Source organism: Halomonas shantousis (assembly GCF_054654615.1).
In genome coordinates this window covers 217,794-234,522 of sequence record NZ_BAAIER010000002.1, presented here as the reverse complement: position 1 = coordinate 234,522, position 16,729 = coordinate 217,794, and the positions used below count along the sequence as shown (strand labels likewise).

16 protein-coding genes and 1 other RNA gene are annotated in these 16,729 nt (G+C 55.5%); 8 read left to right on the top strand and 9 right to left on the bottom strand.

Going from position 1 to position 16,729, the window contains the following annotated elements:
- Positions 1-9 precede the first annotated feature (9 nt).
- Positions 10-1,257 (bottom strand): amino acid deaminase, encoded by a 1,248-nt coding sequence (locus ACYQ12_RS01750; RefSeq protein ID WP_459866799.1) that lies wholly within the window; start codon positions 1,255-1,257, stop codon positions 10-12.
- 160 nt (positions 1,258-1,417) lie between these two features.
- Between ACYQ12_RS01750 and trhO the strand changes: the two genes are divergently transcribed.
- From trhO to ACYQ12_RS01720, 6 genes are all read left to right on the top strand, one after another.
- The gene (gene trhO, locus ACYQ12_RS01745) at positions 1,418-2,365 is read left to right on the top strand and encodes an oxygen-dependent tRNA uridine(34) hydroxylase TrhO (protein ID WP_459866796.1); all 948 of its coding nucleotides are present in this window, start codon (positions 1,418-1,420) and stop codon (positions 2,363-2,365) included.
- Positions 2,366-2,517: 152 nt separating this feature from the next.
- Positions 2,518-2,897, top strand: a transfer-messenger RNA (tmRNA) gene (ssrA, locus tag ACYQ12_RS01740).
- A gap of 642 nt (positions 2,898-3,539) precedes the next feature.
- Positions 3,540-3,749, top strand: a complete 210-nt coding sequence (locus tag ACYQ12_RS01735; RefSeq protein WP_459866794.1) for a hypothetical protein — start codon at positions 3,540-3,542, stop codon at positions 3,747-3,749.
- A 74-nt stretch (positions 3,750-3,823) separates the two neighbouring features.
- Positions 3,824-4,369 (top strand): abortive infection family protein, encoded by a 546-nt coding sequence (locus ACYQ12_RS18525; protein ID WP_488193310.1) that lies wholly within the window; start codon positions 3,824-3,826, stop codon positions 4,367-4,369.
- A 988-nt stretch (positions 4,370-5,357) separates the two neighbouring features.
- A complete protein-coding gene (locus tag ACYQ12_RS01725; protein WP_459866791.1) occupies positions 5,358-6,446 on the top strand; it encodes a hypothetical protein in 1,089 nt (362 codons plus the stop codon).
- Between the two features lie 1,019 nt (positions 6,447-7,465).
- On the top strand, positions 7,466-8,209 hold the full coding sequence (locus ACYQ12_RS01720; protein ID WP_459874450.1) for an endonuclease: 744 nt from the start codon (positions 7,466-7,468) through the stop codon (positions 8,207-8,209).
- Between the two features lie 19 nt (positions 8,210-8,228).
- On the opposite strand, the gene ACYQ12_RS01715 is transcribed toward ACYQ12_RS01720, so the two are convergent.
- From ACYQ12_RS01715 to puuE, 8 genes are all read right to left on the bottom strand, one after another.
- On the bottom strand, positions 8,229-8,540 hold the full coding sequence (locus ACYQ12_RS01715; protein ID WP_459866788.1) for an antibiotic biosynthesis monooxygenase family protein: 312 nt from the start codon (positions 8,538-8,540) through the stop codon (positions 8,229-8,231).
- Between the two features lie 576 nt (positions 8,541-9,116).
- Positions 9,117-9,845 (bottom strand): hypothetical protein, encoded by a 729-nt coding sequence (locus tag ACYQ12_RS01710; protein ID WP_459866785.1) that lies wholly within the window; start codon positions 9,843-9,845, stop codon positions 9,117-9,119.
- 13 nt (positions 9,846-9,858) lie between these two features.
- Positions 9,859-10,800 carry a hypothetical protein gene (locus tag ACYQ12_RS01705; RefSeq protein ID WP_459866782.1) on the bottom strand — a complete coding sequence of 314 codons (942 nt, stop codon included), beginning with the start codon at positions 10,798-10,800 and terminating at the stop codon, positions 9,859-9,861.
- 232 nt (positions 10,801-11,032) lie between these two features.
- On the bottom strand, positions 11,033-11,305 hold the full coding sequence (locus tag ACYQ12_RS01700; RefSeq protein ID WP_459866779.1) for a BrnA antitoxin family protein: 273 nt from the start codon (positions 11,303-11,305) through the stop codon (positions 11,033-11,035).
- A complete protein-coding gene (locus ACYQ12_RS01695; RefSeq protein ID WP_459866776.1) occupies positions 11,283-11,558 on the bottom strand; it encodes a BrnT family toxin in 276 nt (91 codons plus the stop codon). The genes ACYQ12_RS01700 and ACYQ12_RS01695 overlap by 23 nt, the downstream gene beginning before the upstream one ends.
- A gap of 193 nt (positions 11,559-11,751) precedes the next feature.
- Positions 11,752-12,240: an ureidoglycolate lyase gene (locus ACYQ12_RS01690; protein ID WP_459866773.1), complete on the bottom strand. Its 489-nt coding sequence runs from the start codon at positions 12,238-12,240 to the stop codon at positions 11,752-11,754.
- An 18-nt stretch (positions 12,241-12,258) separates the two neighbouring features.
- Positions 12,259-13,110 (bottom strand): bifunctional allantoicase/(S)-ureidoglycine aminohydrolase, encoded by an 852-nt coding sequence (locus ACYQ12_RS01685; RefSeq protein WP_459866770.1) that lies wholly within the window; start codon positions 13,108-13,110, stop codon positions 12,259-12,261.
- A 43-nt stretch (positions 13,111-13,153) separates the two neighbouring features.
- Positions 13,154-14,089, bottom strand: a complete 936-nt coding sequence (puuE, locus tag ACYQ12_RS01680; protein WP_459866767.1) for an allantoinase PuuE — start codon at positions 14,087-14,089, stop codon at positions 13,154-13,156.
- A gap of 301 nt (positions 14,090-14,390) precedes the next feature.
- Between puuE and ACYQ12_RS01675 the strand changes: the two genes are divergently transcribed.
- Both ACYQ12_RS01675 and ACYQ12_RS01670 read left to right on the top strand, forming a co-directional pair.
- Complete coding sequence (locus tag ACYQ12_RS01675; RefSeq protein ID WP_459866764.1) at positions 14,391-15,131, top strand: aspartate/glutamate racemase family protein; 741 nt, start codon at positions 14,391-14,393, stop codon at positions 15,129-15,131.
- Between the two features lie 217 nt (positions 15,132-15,348).
- Complete coding sequence (locus ACYQ12_RS01670) at positions 15,349-16,680, top strand: NCS1 family transporter (RefSeq protein ID WP_459874449.1); 1,332 nt, start codon at positions 15,349-15,351, stop codon at positions 16,678-16,680.
- Positions 16,681-16,729: the final 49 nt, after the last annotated feature.

Below are 16,729 nucleotides of genomic sequence, written 5' to 3'. Positions count from 1 at the left end.
CAGGCTCGGTCAGAAATACGTCCCTAGCGTCTCTTCGATCTGCAGGGCCTCGTCGATCACATGCAGGTGTCGCCACTTGTCGAAGGTGAGACAGGGGTGAGACACACCGAAGGCGACGATATCGCCGATCCGGATATTATCGACAGCGGCATCGTCACCTGCCCCGACCTGCTGCCGGGGCAGGTGCACGAAGGCGTGCTGGTCCATCAGCCGGACGACCTCCCACCCGACGGTGGAGAGTTCCTCCTCGGCCCGTCCCCCTTCGCGATAACGACGCAGCGCCACGGGCAGTGCATCGTGGCCGATGTCGCGCTTGCCCAGGGCGACGATGGCCAGGCCCGGCTCGGGCAGCGACTGTATCGGGGCGAAGACCTCCAGCGCCGGGTGCAGGCCAGCGTGCAGATCGGGCCGCCGGCCCAGCACGTCGCGCTGGGCGTCGGCATAGAGTCCGTGATCGTGTACCACGTAGCAGCCCGGACGCAGCACCGGATTCACGCGCAGACGCTGCCCGCCAGCCTCGAAGGCCTCGGCGATCAGGTCGTACCAGGCCGAGCCGGACGCCGTGACGATGGGCCATTCGACGGCGAAGCGCCCCTTGGCCTGCAGTACTCCCAGGATGTTCACCAGCCGCGCGGCATAGGCGCGAATCGCCGCTTCGGGCTCGGGGCCGGCGATCACGCCTTCATAGCCCTCCAGCCCGATCAGTTGCAATGCCGGCTCGCCGTGAATGGCGTCGGCCAGCGCCGTCACCTGAGCATCGTCACGACAGCCGCAGCGTCCACCCTCCACGCCCAGTTCGATCAGCACGTCGAGCGTCAGGCCGCGAGCCGCGAAGAAACGCCCCAACTCGCGAACGTTGGCCTCGCCATCCACCACACAGGCGAATTCGACGCCGCCCTCGAGCAGCTCGGCAACAATCGTCATGTTGGCCTGGCCGATGAGCTGGTTGGCCATCAGTAGTCGCCTGATGCCGTGGGCGAATGCGGCGCGACACTGGATCGCCGTGGCCAGAGTGATCGCCCAGGCCCCGGCATCGAGCTGACGCTGGAACAGTGCCGGAGCCATGGTGGTCTTGCCGTGCGGGGCGAGGCTTGCGCCATGGGATTCGGCGAAGCGCTGCATCCAGCCCAGGTTGTGGGCCAGGGCCCGCGCATGAATCACCGCCGCCGGCAGCGATGCGTCGGCGAGCAGGGAGCGGCCATCGCCGATCACGGCACCCTTTTCCAGTTCGACTGCCGCAAACCGTTCGTCCGGCATCTCATTCTCTCCTCTGTCATCGCGCGACCGGCTGCACCGCCCGGGATGCAGCCCGGCATCGACTGGCGTAAAATACGCCGCGCCTTGGCGCCGGAAGTTCGTCCGGCGCATCATCGAATCCGGTCCGTCCTTTACGCGGACGACTGCCTGGAGACCCTGCATGACCACACCCCACGCTTCCCCGCGAATCGTCGTCGTCGCGCTATACAAGTTCGTCACCCTGGAAGACTACGTCGCCTTGCGCGAGCCGCTGCTCGAGACGCTGCGCGCTCACGACATCAAGGGCACCCTGCTGCTCGCCGAGGAAGGCATCAACGGTACCGTATCGGGCACCCGCGACGCCATCGATGCCCTGCTCGCCTGGCTCAGGGCAGATCCGCGTCTGGCCGGGATCGACCACAAGGAGTCGTACTGCGACGAGCAGCCGTTCTATCGCACCAAGGTCAAGCTCAAGAAGGAGATCGTCACCCTCGGCGTGCCGGGTGTCGACCCCAACCGCAAGGTGGGCACCTATGTCGAGCCACACGACTGGAACGCGCTGATCGACGATCCGGAAGTACTGGTGATCGACACGCGCAACGACTATGAAGTGGCGATCGGCTCCTTCGAGGGTGCGGTCAACCCTCAGACCCACTCGTTTCGCGAGTTTCCCGATTATGTGAAGGCCAACTACGACCCGAGCAAGCACAAGAAGGTCGCCATGTTCTGTACCGGCGGAATCCGCTGCGAGAAGGCGTCGAGCTACATGCTCAACGAGGGCTTCGAAGAGGTCTTCCACCTCAAGGGCGGCATTCTCAAGTACCTCGAGGAGGTGCCCGAGACGCAGACCAAGTGGCGCGGCGACTGCTTCGTCTTCGACAACCGCGTGACCGTGCGCCACGATCTCGCCGAGGGCGAATACGAGCAGTGCCACGCCTGCCGCATGCCGATCTCCGCCGAGGACATGGCCTCCGACTACTACTCGCCGGGCGTGAGCTGCCCGCACTGCTGGGACTCGCTGTCCGAGAAGACCCGCGCCGGCGCCCGCGAGCGCCAGAAGCAGATCGAACTGGCGAAGCGCCGGGGCGAGCCGCACCCGATCGGCCGCGATCCCCGCTGGCAGGAGTGACTCTCGCATCGGGACAACATGACCTGCCGGTGGACGGGAAGCGCCTATCAGCGCTTCCCGAAGCGGATGGCGATGCCGATGTCCGTAGCAGCGGATAAGATGCATTACACTTGCATCTTATCCGCTGAGCTGCTAGAATCGATCAAATCGAAGGGGGCGACATGGCTTCGACGCCGGGAGCAACCCCCGAGGTGCATGCCGAGAGCGTGATGTATCTCGTAAATCCCACATCACAATCAAATAGTCGCAAACGACGAAAACTACGCTCAGGGCGCTCTGGCAGCTTAAAGACTGCTGGTAGTTAGCCTGGCCCCGAAGTGATGTGCCTATCCATCACGGAGGGGATATGAGCCAAAGCGGATAGGATCGCGGTCGACGGCGCCTTCCCGTTGACCGTTAAAACTCAGGAGGATCGCGTCATGGAATCCTGCTCGTCGGAGTCCATGGCGTTAAATCAGAAGACGAAACTAAGCATGTAGAGCCGAAGGGCGAGTACCGGCGGACGCGGGTTCAATTCCCGCCGCCTCCATCAATTAGCTATACGAATCAAGCACCTACGGGTGCTTTTTTCGTTTCTATAGGCCTGTATGGGCCTGTTTTTGGCATGCCTTGGTCAGCTTCCTTCGGCAGGCCAGACTCCATCTATATTTTGCCTAGCGGCTCCTGCTCCTCATGCTTGCCCACTCGGTTCTGCACACGCATCATTTAGCACTTCGACTCGCCCTCCACCAGGCGAGTCAAGCCATCACTGTACGCACAGCATTCCAGGGGCCTTGAAAGAAGGTTTCGACCAGAAAAGATTCGACCTTCTAATTACTGTTCAGACAGTCCTTATTAACAATGCTATCAACTGTAGCCTGAACGACGATGCTCTTGAGAAGCGACACATCTTCTCAGCTACAGGAACCATGATTAACATGGACGATGCACTATGCAGCCGACCGCATCCCAGCCAACATGTCAGCTTACGAGGCGGCAAACAGCTTCCTTTCATTCAAGCTAGAAAACCTTCGTGAAGAGCGCGCATGCGTACCTTCATGGTTTTCTCGGTCATAGGGAAATTTTTGTAAGGGAGCCAAAGTCCCCCCTCATTAAACGTAATCTTGCTTGCCGCAACCGGCTATTCATGTCCGTTTAAAAAGCATTTCTTTAAATGCCGCTTTCAGGAGACCCTATGTCTGACTTAACCGCCATAGAAAAGAGGCAACTTGAACGCCTTTTGGGGATGTCGTCCGGATATGCATTAGATTTTTCTAACAGAACGTTCAGCGAGTTTTTTGAAGAGCATACGCATATTGATATAGACCCTCCTATTTATACTGAGGCACTTCAAAAGCCAATAGGCTGCGCTCATTTTGGCAACAAGAAAACAACTATATCATAGGGAAAATTATTGAAGAGTTAATAATTCATGGACAGGTCGAGAACTGTTTTCCTAATGAAAGTGCAACATATGACTTGGTTGAGTCGTGCCGCAAAATTGCAATCAGGCTTAAAGAAGGGTCTATCGTAACCGATGCAGACGCTCTATCAGCTATTAATGATGAAAGGGACTTCGAAGCCGTTGCAGCAAGCATAAGGGAAGCCATTGAGCAGAATAAGCCCGAAACGGGCCTGGATAGGCTACATACCTACGTAATCAAGTACATCAGAACCGTGTGCGAGCACCGCAGCATAGAGGTCAATCGAAGTAAGCCACTCCATAGTATCTTCGGCGAATATGTGAAGTCTTTGCGAAGCGACCGCCTTCTCGACTCAGTAATGACTGAGCGCATACTAAAATCAAGTATATCTATTTTAGAAGCATTCAACGATGTAAGGAACAACCAAAGCCTTGCTCATGACAACCCCATCCTAAATTATGAAGAAAGCCTTTTAATATTCAACCATATCGCTAGCTCTATACGTTTCATAAAGTCTCTAGAAGCAAAGTCTAAAACCAAGATGAGTCAGGAAAGCAAACAGGAAAGTCCATTCTCGTTTGATGACACCATTCCTTTTTAAAATTAGTTTACGCAAAAAATCGTTGCCCTTCTTCATAGAAGGGCTTCGAATCAAGCCTACTCCTAATGTCCTTTTAGAACACCCGCTTCTCTCGCCTTAGCCGACTACGGCAGCGCTATGGTGGCTGAGATCACCAGCATCTACGATGCCGATACACTCCGGGGCCAACATCGAAGGCTGGCCGCCGATCTTCGATGAGCGCATCCGGGTAGAGTGCTAGGCATTAACGTGCCAGAGCTAACCAGACGGTACGACACGGAGGCAGAGGAAGACCGGAAGGAAGCGCTGATCAAATAGTTCATCGTGGAAGCGTTGCGCACCGCTGAGGTACTCAAGCTGCGCCACCTTGAACTGGGCTACTTATCATGTACCGGCGAAGAATTATGTCGATCGTATGAGCCTGGTCGCCAGACTGATGAAGGAAAAGTTAACAGTCCCAGCCAGCACCCATTCAGGCCCAGAGACAACGACACACTTCTGCAGACTCAGTACGTCGCCAACTGAGTCGAATGGGTAGCCGACAAGTTAGCGTCGGGGTAAAGCGCCATGATCTGCATCGCATGTTCATTACCATTGCCGAGGGGCTCGACATCTGTCCTTACACCATCAAGCGCCTAGTGGGTCACGCGGTGGGCTGTGACGTGACCAGCGGCTACATCATCAGCAAGTGGATACTGAATGCGCTCGAGCGGATTGAGCAAGGAATGATGTCCTTCTGCATGCCCACTTATAAGCAATTGAATAAAATATATAAAAAGCATAAACAGGGTCTAATTAAACGACCATTAATTTATAATTATGATCAATATAATTAATCTAATAAAGAATGATTTCAGATTATCGGAAAACAAGTAAAACCAAATTACGCTATAGTAACGAAATAAAACAAATTATTTTTTAGAAAATGCGCTTTCTAAATTATTCTTAACAGCACAAGAAGCGATTCAGAATAGCCGCCAACATAAAAATTAGAATGGGGGGAAACTCCATGAACAATAATTATTTTCGCTGCTTTGCTTTAGCCTTCGGCCTGATAGGAGGATGCGCAACCCAAGGTGTTGAAGACCCAACAACACTCCGCTTCAATGATATTGACAAACTACATGATCACCTCGCAGAAAGGGCAAGAAATATATTCTACGGTAATGATCCAAATCCACCGGCTGATGACTTCAACATTGGTGTATCTTTAGCCTCATACCCAATAGGCACATTGATCAGACCGAGTAGAACCATACCTATAGATTATACTGCTTGCCAACCTTCAAGTGAAAACGGAATCCCCACATCCTCCACCCCCACAATATTTCCAACTTACGAGCTTAACAAAAAGACCGCTATAGATATTGGCCTAATTAGTGAAACCTTGCCTGTAACAGATCTTTTGAGATTCAAAGTAAGCGACGCTGACACCGTTACTCTAAAAGTTAGCGATCCAAAAATAAAGGTTCTTTCAGACAATGACATTGAAAGTATTTTCAAAAGCCCATCATGCATAAAAGCTATAAATGACAATACAGTCTGGATTGTCAGGGGATATATATTAGGCCATAGGACTATAATTTTAAAGGGAGAATCTGGTATAGATCTAGGCAGCACGATACCTCCTTTTCCCAGCTTCAAAGTAACTTCAGGACCCAACAGTGAATCTCTTAGCATCGTTGATAGTGGAGATAAGGAATTTTTACAAATAGTTTCTCAAGTTTCTGTACCTGAGGATTTCACAGTCTCGTCTGCGCCTACACCCAAGCAGACAGATATATTTAAAAAACCAACCATCATAGACAGCACGGGAAGGTTATATATACAAAAAGACCGCCGTGACAAAAGTGCTAATGCAGATGTAATTGCCTCTAAACTTATCGACTCTGGTTTCAATGTCGTTCCCGATATTGAAAGTATAGATTCTTCAAGAATGCCAAAAATCGCCCAAGTTAGGTATTTCAACGATAGCGACACGGCTTTAGCAGAGCGCGCTTTAAACAGGCTAAAACAGCTGTTCCCAACGGCAATTTCCACAAAAATAAATTTACCCGCTCCTAAAGGTCAGCTTGAAATATGGCTACCCAAGTATTAACCTATCTCTCGTTATCAGAAATTACAATTCTCAACAAAACCAGTATCATAAAACAGCGCTAGCCAGTTAATCTGACATGGTTGTTTAAAAACAGGAAAGGCTATGAATGACAACTATGCTGAGGGACAAAAACTGATAATAGAAACTTACAAACATTTAACAACCCTTAGCAGCGGATCAATGATCCTAATATCAACTTTCCTAGATAATTCGTATAAAAATGCAGTTTACAAGCATCTTGTCGCTAACTCGCTAATACTATTCGGCATCAGTATATGCTTTTCAATTACCAGCATTCTAATTTTATGCACTTCAATCATGAGGGATAGAAACATCTGCAAGTCTCTTCAAAAAACCGGGTACATTAGCGTTTTCATTGCTTCGATATCATTTGTGGGCGGAATAGCTTGTATAGGAAAATTTTTCACAGAAAACTTTAATTAACAGGAGCTTTAAGATGTCTAAATTTAGATCAATAATGTCTCTTCTAGACGAGCTAGCCCAGGAGAGGCCACAAGACACAACAGAAGTTTTTAAAACCAGCTCGACAAGCGATTTCTATCTAGAAAAAGCAAAACAACTAGAACAGATAAATGCACGAACCTTAGAAATATTAGCTTGGTTCAACAACCCTGGACGTGGCCCAGCCAGTACTGCAAGTACGAACGCCCCTAGTACTATAAACCAGCCTCAACAAGCAGGCACATCAATTAGATGCCCGAAATGCAACCATGAGATATTCAAAATTTCTTAATAAAATTAAAAATGGAATGGGTTCAATAAGTCTATAAAAAGTAAAAACTTGGCCGAGTTTATCTGTAGCTGTGCTCCTTGACAATAGCACAGACATATTACAATGCTATCTGGGTAATTAAACTATCACAGGAATCGATCTTCCTTGCTAGAAAGGTCCTTGAAATGTACTTTTAGAGTAAACCTTCACATTACGAAAGGATGCCGATCACTCGGAAACCTTCTATTGCGGCTGTAGCTACAGTGGACCAGACAACACGCCGGATCTGAAAGGCTGCGGCTACGAAGTGCGCAAGCACCCGGCACGTGCCAGCCGCGTCGAGTGGGAACACGTTATGCCAGCCTATGATTTCGGACGGGCCCTGCAATGCTGGCAAGCCGGTGGAAGGGACCACTGCCGTGCGACGGATCCAGCCTTTCGACGCGCAGAAGCCGATCTAGTAAAACTGGTACCGAGTATCGGCGAAGCCAACGGTGATCGCAGCAACATGCGCTTTGGTATGGTTACCAGCGCTGATACGTTTCGCTATGGCCAGTGTCAATCAAAGGTGAGCTTCAAGGAAAGAACGTTCGAGCCACGCCCTGAGGTCCGAGGGGACATCGCACGAACATACTGGTACATGCGCGACACCTACGGCATCTCAATCAGCCGTCAGCAGCAGCAGTTACTCAACGCCTGGGCCACGGCCGACCCGATCGATGACTGGGAACGGCTGCGCAACCGGCGTATTGCCTCGATCCAGGGCTACGGCAATCCCTATGTTGAGCCAAACGCCACGCCGGCACCAGTGCCTACCCCGGCGACTAACGATACGGTTATCGCTCAGCCATCAGCGCTGCAATTTGTTTGCGGAACGAAGAAGACCTGTAGCGCCGTAACCAGTTGCCAAGAAGCAATTTTCCATTTGCAACAATGCGGCAACGGGCGGCTCGACGGCGATGGCACCCCATGTGAGTCTATCTGCCGTAGATGGGACAAAGGCAAGTGTTGGGGCCCCGCCTTTTCCTAACTGGTGCAAACGCTAACGTTCAGCTTGCCTTAGCCTGGAGTCCCACTTGGGGCTCGTATACTTCATATACCATGATCTTTGGAGGTTCTGTTGAGAGAGCCTCTATCTGCCCCAGGACACGCTCACATAGCAGCTCACCGGCTGCTTGAGCATCATCTTTTGTTGCCCAAAAACTGATCGACGCATAGTCAGTTGAGTCTTCTGAGGCGAGATAATGCAGATCTACAAACCCTTGAAGCGATTGCATAAACTGCGCCATGCTAGTCGCTAATGCCTCAATTCGTTCACGCTGGTCAGCGGTAGACTTGAATGTTAGAGAACGTGCGTACATGACGCACCTCCTTCCACGGGGTAATACAGCAGAGAACCAGGGCGCCCCAACCCTTCAAGCGTAAGCGAAGCCCTTTGTTCTGGCCACGCTCACTGTCTCATATAGCTGGACTTTTATTAGCATTTTGCTATCGCTCTCCTGTGTACCAATACTGTATAAACAGACAGCATTGGTACACAGGAGAGTTCACCATGGCAAAGAAGAAGCAGGCGACGGCAGCGCCCCCCCCTGAAACCCAGCCTGAAGGGACTCCTAGCGGACGAATATTCCTCAACCCGCGCACAGGGGAACCGTGGACCGGTGACCAGGCGATCAAGAAGACACTATGGACCCACGCTCTCAAGCGTGCCAGTGTTCGGTACCGGCGCCCGTACCAAACCAGAAACACCTACGCGTCGATGATGGTGTTAGCTGGGGAGCCGCTTGCCTGGGTGTCGGGACAGATGGGCCATACTCATGTAGTCACGACGGCGCGGATCTACGCGCAGTGGATACCCATAAGCAATAGCCAAGCGGGGATGCTGGCTGTTGCGAGATACTGTATTTGAAAGGCGCCCCATGGAGGGGGGTGTGGCGTTAAACGCTGACGGAGTCAGAAAAGAGTTGCTTGGTGACTAACTGAGGCACATAGCCTGTTTTGGCAGGCTGATCCTCAAGGCCAAGTAGCTCGTAAACTTGCCCACCGATCCCTGGAATCACTTCACCGCCAGATTTTTCTGAATCAATAGCGAAGTAAGTAAAATCAAATTTTTCAGAGATAGACGCAGGAAATTCGGCTTTAAGCTTTTCAGTTGCGTCAACATGCATCACAGGCGAAGCCACATGAACATTGTTAAGCAGCTTCCTGTTTATGGACATGAGCCTGAGTAGATTAGTCTTGACGACACAGCTACCGGATATGACGGATTTCACTATTACCAAGGCGTCAGAAGACTCATAACCATCTTGATAATAAGAATTTACCACGGGGGCGATGCTTTCTTTCTCATTGCTGGGCAGCGAATAATGGTTATTCCAAAAGACCGCGCAGCGGACCTTATGCACTTTACTCAAAGAATCCATCACACCACTAGCAAGATAGTCAGCATCCTCTGCTGTAGATACAACCAGGATATTCTTGGACTGTGACAATGCACCCCGCGACAGGAGCGACTGGCCGAGCAGCTCGCCCAGTACATGCATGGCGTCCTGATACTTGGTGGTGTCATGCCCTTCGCTGGCCGAAAGCAGTTCTTGCAGAGCACCGCGTGCAGCCTCATCAGCGATGGCGCTGTAAGTCCTTCCTTCACGCTTTGTAGTTGCCATGCTAAAGCCCCTTCTACAGCCGTGCCTGACTGGCTAGCTTAAACAGTAGCGCGACGAGCTCCTGCTCGCTACCTACTTTAGATGGTAGTGATCCCTCGGTCGGAATGTCCTGGGGAAGCAAGATGGACGCTTCACCGGCATTCGTCCTGACATTCACTCTGAAACCGCTAGATTGTACCTTCATACTAGCAGAAGGGAAGGGGGAGATAAGTTCGCTTAACCACTCCAAGGGCTCCATGGCAGCAGCCAAGCCAAGCTTACTGCCCGTAGCTTCTGTGTCTAAGGTTTTAAATATATTGGGCTTTATCTCAGACTTGGCGTCAGCTATCAAGTCGCCCACTAGCACAGGCTCAGCTCCAGGGTGATTGGCCCATTGCCCCATAATGCTCTTAAGTGCAATCTCCATGTTGTCAAGCATGGGATCCTCGCACAGTGCCGCTACCGCATCGAAGGTAGGGTCGTGCTCTAGGAGAGCGTGGGTGGGACGTTCAAAGTAAGGGTAGAACTCACACGTAGCAAAATCGACCATTTCATCGGGGATTTTTTCTTTGTTTTTTGAATGCTTAACCTCGTCACTGACGAGCAAGACTTGCCTCGATGAGACGGCTCCATGATAGGATTCATCTATCGTTTTTTGCTTTTCGAAGCGCTCTTGGATATCAGCAGTCCAGTCTGCAGAGTCGCCTGATGAATTCTTTGCTTGATAGTTGATTTTCCGTTGGTCCGCGGTGCGGACGCAAAGGTCATCGACCCAGGCAACTTCTTGTGCGCTTATAAGGGTCTGGTTGCCAACACCCGCAGATTCGTATTTGGCAATGAGATAAGCAGCAAAGGAGGCCTCGTAACGGCCACCTTTATCATTATTGTCTCCACCCTGTCTTACATTCTTGATCCTGCGGACATCTTCAGCTCCCCAAGTATCTTCTACGAAGCTAAGCACACCTGTGTTTGCCATCCATCCTCCCGAGTGTCGCCAACAGCCGACATTTATATTCCCTTATCTTACTTAGATTTCGTCACTGCAACTAGATGGTCTGTATTCGGTCTAGGCATTCTTATAAGTTATTGGTTGTTAGGAACTAGTCGCGGGTTCAATTCCCGCCGCCTCCACCAAATATCGGTTTCAGGACATTCCAAGCGATACCGGAAACCGCACTAGAAAGGGCCTCAGGGCCCTTTTTTGTTATCTAGCCGTGCTCTTGAATGTATTCCTTCAGCGCCTGGTCAATCCGGCTCTGCCAGCCCGGCCCCTGCTTCTTGAAGTGGTCGATCACGTCAGGTGATAACCGCATGGTGGTCTTCACCTTCGTGGGTGCCTGCTGGGGGCCGCGCTGCCCTCGCTGGCGGATGGTGCGCTGGAGATCGGCGGGCAGCACCTCTGACATCGGACGCATACGCTTCATGTCCTTATCTGTCAGTTCCCTGACCTCACCATCCCTATTCGTCAGTGGCTTGCTCATAGCGCCGTACCTCCCGTTCGTTGGCCTTGCGAAAGCTGATAACCCGAACCCCGCCATTGATCGGTGTGAAGCACTCCACATGGACCCGCTGGCCGATCCTGCCCAGGGCAACGAAGCGCCGTTCGGGATAGTCGTGACGCGTGTCCTCTGTGTACAACGCCTCTTCCCAGTCGAAGTGCTCAGCCGCCGTGAAGGGTAAGCCGCGCTCGCGTTCGTTTCTGGCGCTCTTATCAGGATCGAAGTCTATTCGCATGGTTTAATTGTATGGACAAAAAGAAGCGAAGGATAGTTCATTCTGCCCGATGCGGCTGAAGCTGATTGGTACGCAGGAGTGGGAGCAGAAGGCCACATTGGGAAATGTAGCCGGCCTCAGGGCCCTTTGTTGCTCGTATCGCCGCCATTTGTCGGATGGCCAGGCCAGATGACCGGGTGGCGATACATCCTGCCTAAGCCAGCGTGACGCGAATATCCAGCGGATACTCGTCGCAGTTGGCGCCTTCTCCGCCGCGATCCACGACCAGAAACTCGCCCTCGCGATCGAGTACCGACTGGATGGCATGCCAGGTGCCGGCCCGGTAGTTGACACCCTGCCGGCCGTCGGTGACGAAGGCACGGACACTGTCCGGGTCGATCGTCTCGCCAGGAGGCGCGACCACTACCAGGAAGCGCTCCTCATGCAGCGGCATGAAGGCCTGGCTGCCCAGCGGGTGGCGCTCGAGAAAGTCGAGCGTCAACGGCACTGCGACCGGCTGGCTGACGAACAGGCTGATCAATGTGCGGGCGCCCTCGCCCAGCGTCTCGACCCGGGCCAGATCATGATGGCGCTGGGTACGTCCGGCGTTGATGGGAAAGGAGGCGGACGTGCGCGCATCGATGACCTCGCCGAAGGGCGCGAAAGCCTCCGGCGTCAGCGGTTGGGCAGCGAGTTCGAGCATGAGCGTTTCCTCTCGTGATCAGCGGGCGCCAAAAGGCGTCAGCTTCATGTGGCGGTTCACATCCTTGTAGAGCAGGTAACGAAACGGGCCGGGGCCGCCAGCGTAGCAAGCCTGCGGACAGAAGGCGCGCAGCCACATGAAGTCGCCGGCCTCGACCTCGACCCACTCCTGGTTGAGGTGATAGACGGCCTTGCCCTCGAGCACGTAGAGGCCGTGCTCCATGACATGCGTCTCGTCGAAGGGAATCACACCGCCAGGCTGGAAGTTGACGATATTCACATGCATATCGTGGCGAACATCGGCGGGGTCGGTGAAGCGCGTGGTGCTCCACTTGCCATCGGTATCCGGCATGGCGACCGGCTCGATGTCGTTCTCGTTGGTCACGAAGGGCTCGGGCACGTCGATACCCTCGACACGCTCGTAGGCCTTGCGCACCCAGTGAAAGCGCACCGGCGTAGCGCCGGTATTGCTGACCTGCCAGTCGCTCGACGGCGGAATGAAGGCATAGCCGCCGGGCACCATGACATAGCGCTCGCCGGCCAGCGTCAGGGTCAGCTCGCCCTCGACGACGAACAGCACCCCCTCCGCGGCCGGGTCGAGCTCGGGGCGCTCGCTGCCGCCGCCCGGCGCCACCTCCATGATGTATTGCGAGAACGTCTCGGCGAATCCCGACAGGGGCCGCGCTAGTACCCAGAGACGCGTCTTCTCCCAGAACGGCAGGTAACTGGTGACGATGTCGCGCATGACCCCCTTGGGGATGATGGCGTAGGCCTCGGTGAACACGGCGCGGTCCGACAGCAGCTGCGTCTGCGGCGGCAGCCCGCCCTGAGGCGCGTAGTAGCGACGTTGCGAATCGTTGTGTTGCGTCATGACGGAACCTTGCAAACAAGAGCGTGGGTGAGGATCGTAGGCGTCAGCCGCGTGCCGGATGCTGCTCGGCCCAGTGCCGGGCGATGTCCACGCGACGCGTCACCCATACCCGGTCGTGGGCCTCGATGTGATCGAGGAAACGCTGCAGGGCGCGGAAGCGTCCCGGCCGGCCGATCAGGCGGCAGTGCAGCCCGACCGAAAGCATCTTGGGCGACTCCTCGCCCTCGGCATAGAGCACGTCAAAGGCATCGCGCAGATAGGCGAAGAACTGCTCGCCGCTGTTGAAGCCCTGCGGGGTGGCAAAGCGCATGTCGTTGCTGTCCAGGGTATAGGGCACGACCAGGTGCCGATGCGTCTCGCCCTGGCTGTCCTCCACGGTGGTCCAGAACGGCAGATCGTCGCCGTAGTAGTCGCTGTCGTAGAGGAAGCCGCCCTGATCGACCAGCAGGCGCCGCGTGTTGGGGCTGTCGCGGCCGGTATACCAGCCCAGCGGCAGCTCGCCGTAAAGCGACTGAAAGATATCGAGTGCCCGCTGCAGATGGGCACGTTCGACATTCTCCGACACGCCCTGGTAGTGCAGCCAGCGCCAGCCGTGGCAGGCGATCTCGTGCCCCAGCTCCTTGAAGGCCTGCGCCGCCTCGGGGTTGCGCTCCAGCGCCATGGCCACGCCGAAGACGGTCAGCGGCAGTCCGCGGCGCTCGAACTCGTTGAGGATGCGCCATACGCCGGCCCGCGAACCGTACTCGTAGATCGACTCCATGCTCATGTGGCGGGCGGGATACGCCTCGGCCCCGACGATTTCGGAAAGGAACTGCTCGGAGTGGCTGTCGCCATGCAGCACGCAGTTCTCACTTCCCTCTTCATAGTTGAGGACGAACTGCACCGCGATGCGCGCCTTGCCCGGCCAGTTGGCCTGAGGCGGCGTACGGCCGTAGCCGATCAGGTCACGGGGATAGCCGGGGTCTTGTACAGACGTCATGGAGAGATTCCTTGCGGTTCTGTGGCTGTCGGCGGGTATGGCTGGCGCAGGAAAGCCACTAGCGAGATGGACCTTCATGTATACGATACATAACTGAGCTGTATCCACTCAAGCTCTCGGCTCATGACGGTTCTTCACGAACCATGCGCCGTTAAGCCAGGGTATAAAACCGTAACGAATGATATCTGCGGTCATTGGCGACCATTGGAGTCTTGATTTCGAGCACGATCTGGTTTTTTGTGTACAACACACATATCGATTGTGAACAACACCGTCACTACCGCTACATGAGGATGCGCGGATGCACATCAGGGTGATCAACCCCAACACCACGGCCAGCATGACGCGCAAGATCGGCGAAGCCGCCAGCCGCATCGCCGCACCGGGCACGCGCATCAGTGCCACCAATCCCGCCAGCGGACCGGTGTCCATCGAAAGTCATTTCGACGAGGTGATCAGCGCTACCGGCGTTGCCGACGAAATCATCGCCGGCGAGCGCGAGCAGGTGGATGGCTACATTATCGCCTGCTTCGGCGATCCTGGCCTGCTCGCCGCACGCGAACTGACCCGCGCGCCGGTGATCGGCATCGCCGAGGCGGCCTTTCACATGGCCACGCTCATCAGCACGCGTTTTTCCATCGTCACCACGCTGGGACGGACCGGCATCATCGCCGAGCACCTGCTGCAGAATTACGGCTTCAGCCATCATTGCCGCCGGGTGCGGGCCGCGGAGATTCCGGTGCTGGACCTGGAGGACAACGGAGATGCCGCGCTCGCGCGGATCATCGACGAGTGCCGCCGGGCCCGGGACGAGGACAACATCGGCGCCATCGTGCTGGGCTGCGGCGGCATGGCTGACCTCACCGGGCGCATCAGCGACGCAGTGGGCCTGCCGGTCATCGAGGGCGTGACCGCCGCGGTCAAGCTGACGGAGGCCCTGGTCGGCCTGGGACTGGGCACCAGCAAGCATGGCGATCTGGCCTTTCCCCGGCCCAAGTCGTTCACGGGCCGTTACGACTACCTGTCGCATACCGTCCGCTGAGCCAGAATACGATAAAGACCGGGCATCGAACCCGGCCACACGAATAATACGAGCACGCCGCAAGAGCCACCCTGCCCACCGGGCTGGAAATGGAAAACAACGATAGACGCCATACGACCCTTGCAAGGACGGTATTATGAACAATGATCCACGCCTCCAGGCGCAGGCGCCCCTGCCCGGCGGACAGCCCGGTCCGACGCCAGCCCCTGCCTCCAACATGCCGGGTGCCGGCACCTCGGGCACCAAGGCACCGGGCGAAGAGTCGCTGGCGCCGCAGCAGACCCGCATCATGGGCCGCGCCTCCTACTTTCTGGCCTGGTTCGGCGGCTGCGTCTCGATCGGCACCTTCGCCATGGGCTCCAGCGTCGTCGGGACCCTCAACCTGATCCAGGCCACCCTGGCCATCGCCATCGGCTGTTTGGTGATCGGCATCGCGCTGGCCATCAATGGAGCGCCGGGCTACAAGTACGGCATTCCCTTCATGGTCCAGGCACGCAGCGCCTTCGGCTTCAGCGGTACCCGTCTGCCGGGTCTGGTGCGGGCCGTACCGGCGATCGTCTGGTACGGATTCCAGAGCTGGATCGGTGCGGGCGCCCTGAACATGGTATCGGCGACCCTGTTCGGCTTCGACAATCTGATCTTCTACTTCGTCACCTTCCAGTTCCTGCAGATTGCCCTGTCGGTCCTCGGCTTCCAGGGCATCAAGTGGCTGGAGAACATCGGCAGCGCCTTCATTCTGGCCTCGCTGGTCTACATGTTCATCGCTACCGTGCAGCGCTACGGCGATGAACTCTCCGCCAGCCTGATCACCATGGAGGGTTCCTGGGGCATGCCGTTCTGGGGGGCCACCATGCTGTTTCTGGGCATCTACAGCACCATGATGCTCAACGTCAGCGACTATGCCCGTGAACTCAAGGAGGGCAACGGGCCGGGGCTGCTCACCACGATCTATTCGATGTCGATATTGCCCTGCACGCTGTTCATGGGACTGATCGGCTTCATGGTGTCGGAAGCCACCGGGGTCGCCGATCCCATCCAGGTCTTCGCCAACGCCGTGGACAACACGCCGCTGCTGATGACCACGCTGCTGTTCATCGCCTTCGCCCAGGTCACCACCAACGTGCTCAACAACGTGGTGCCGCCCACCTATGTGCTGATGGACACCTTCAAGCTGAAGTTTCGCACCGCGACGGTGATCGTCGGCCTGCTGGCCTTCGCCACTTTCCCCTGGGAGCTGGTCAAGGACGAATCCGCTGCCGGCCTGCAGCTCTTCGTGCAGACCTATTCGGCCTTTCTGGGCCCGATCTTCGCCGTGCTGGTGGTGGACTATTATCTGATTCGCCGCCGTACCCTGGACCTGGTCAAGCTCTACGATGAGAACGGTCCCTACCGGGGCGTCAACTATGCCGCGCTGATCGCGACTGCCGTGGGAATCGCCGCCGCCCTCTCCTTCTCTTCGGTGTCCTGGTACGCCAGCCTGATTCCTGCCGGCCTGGTCTATTACCTGCTAATGCGGCACTGGGCGCCCTGTCAGCGCTTCCGCCACTGATGCCCCGGCCATGCGTCCCGCCCGGCCGCGCCGCGCGGGACGCATGGCC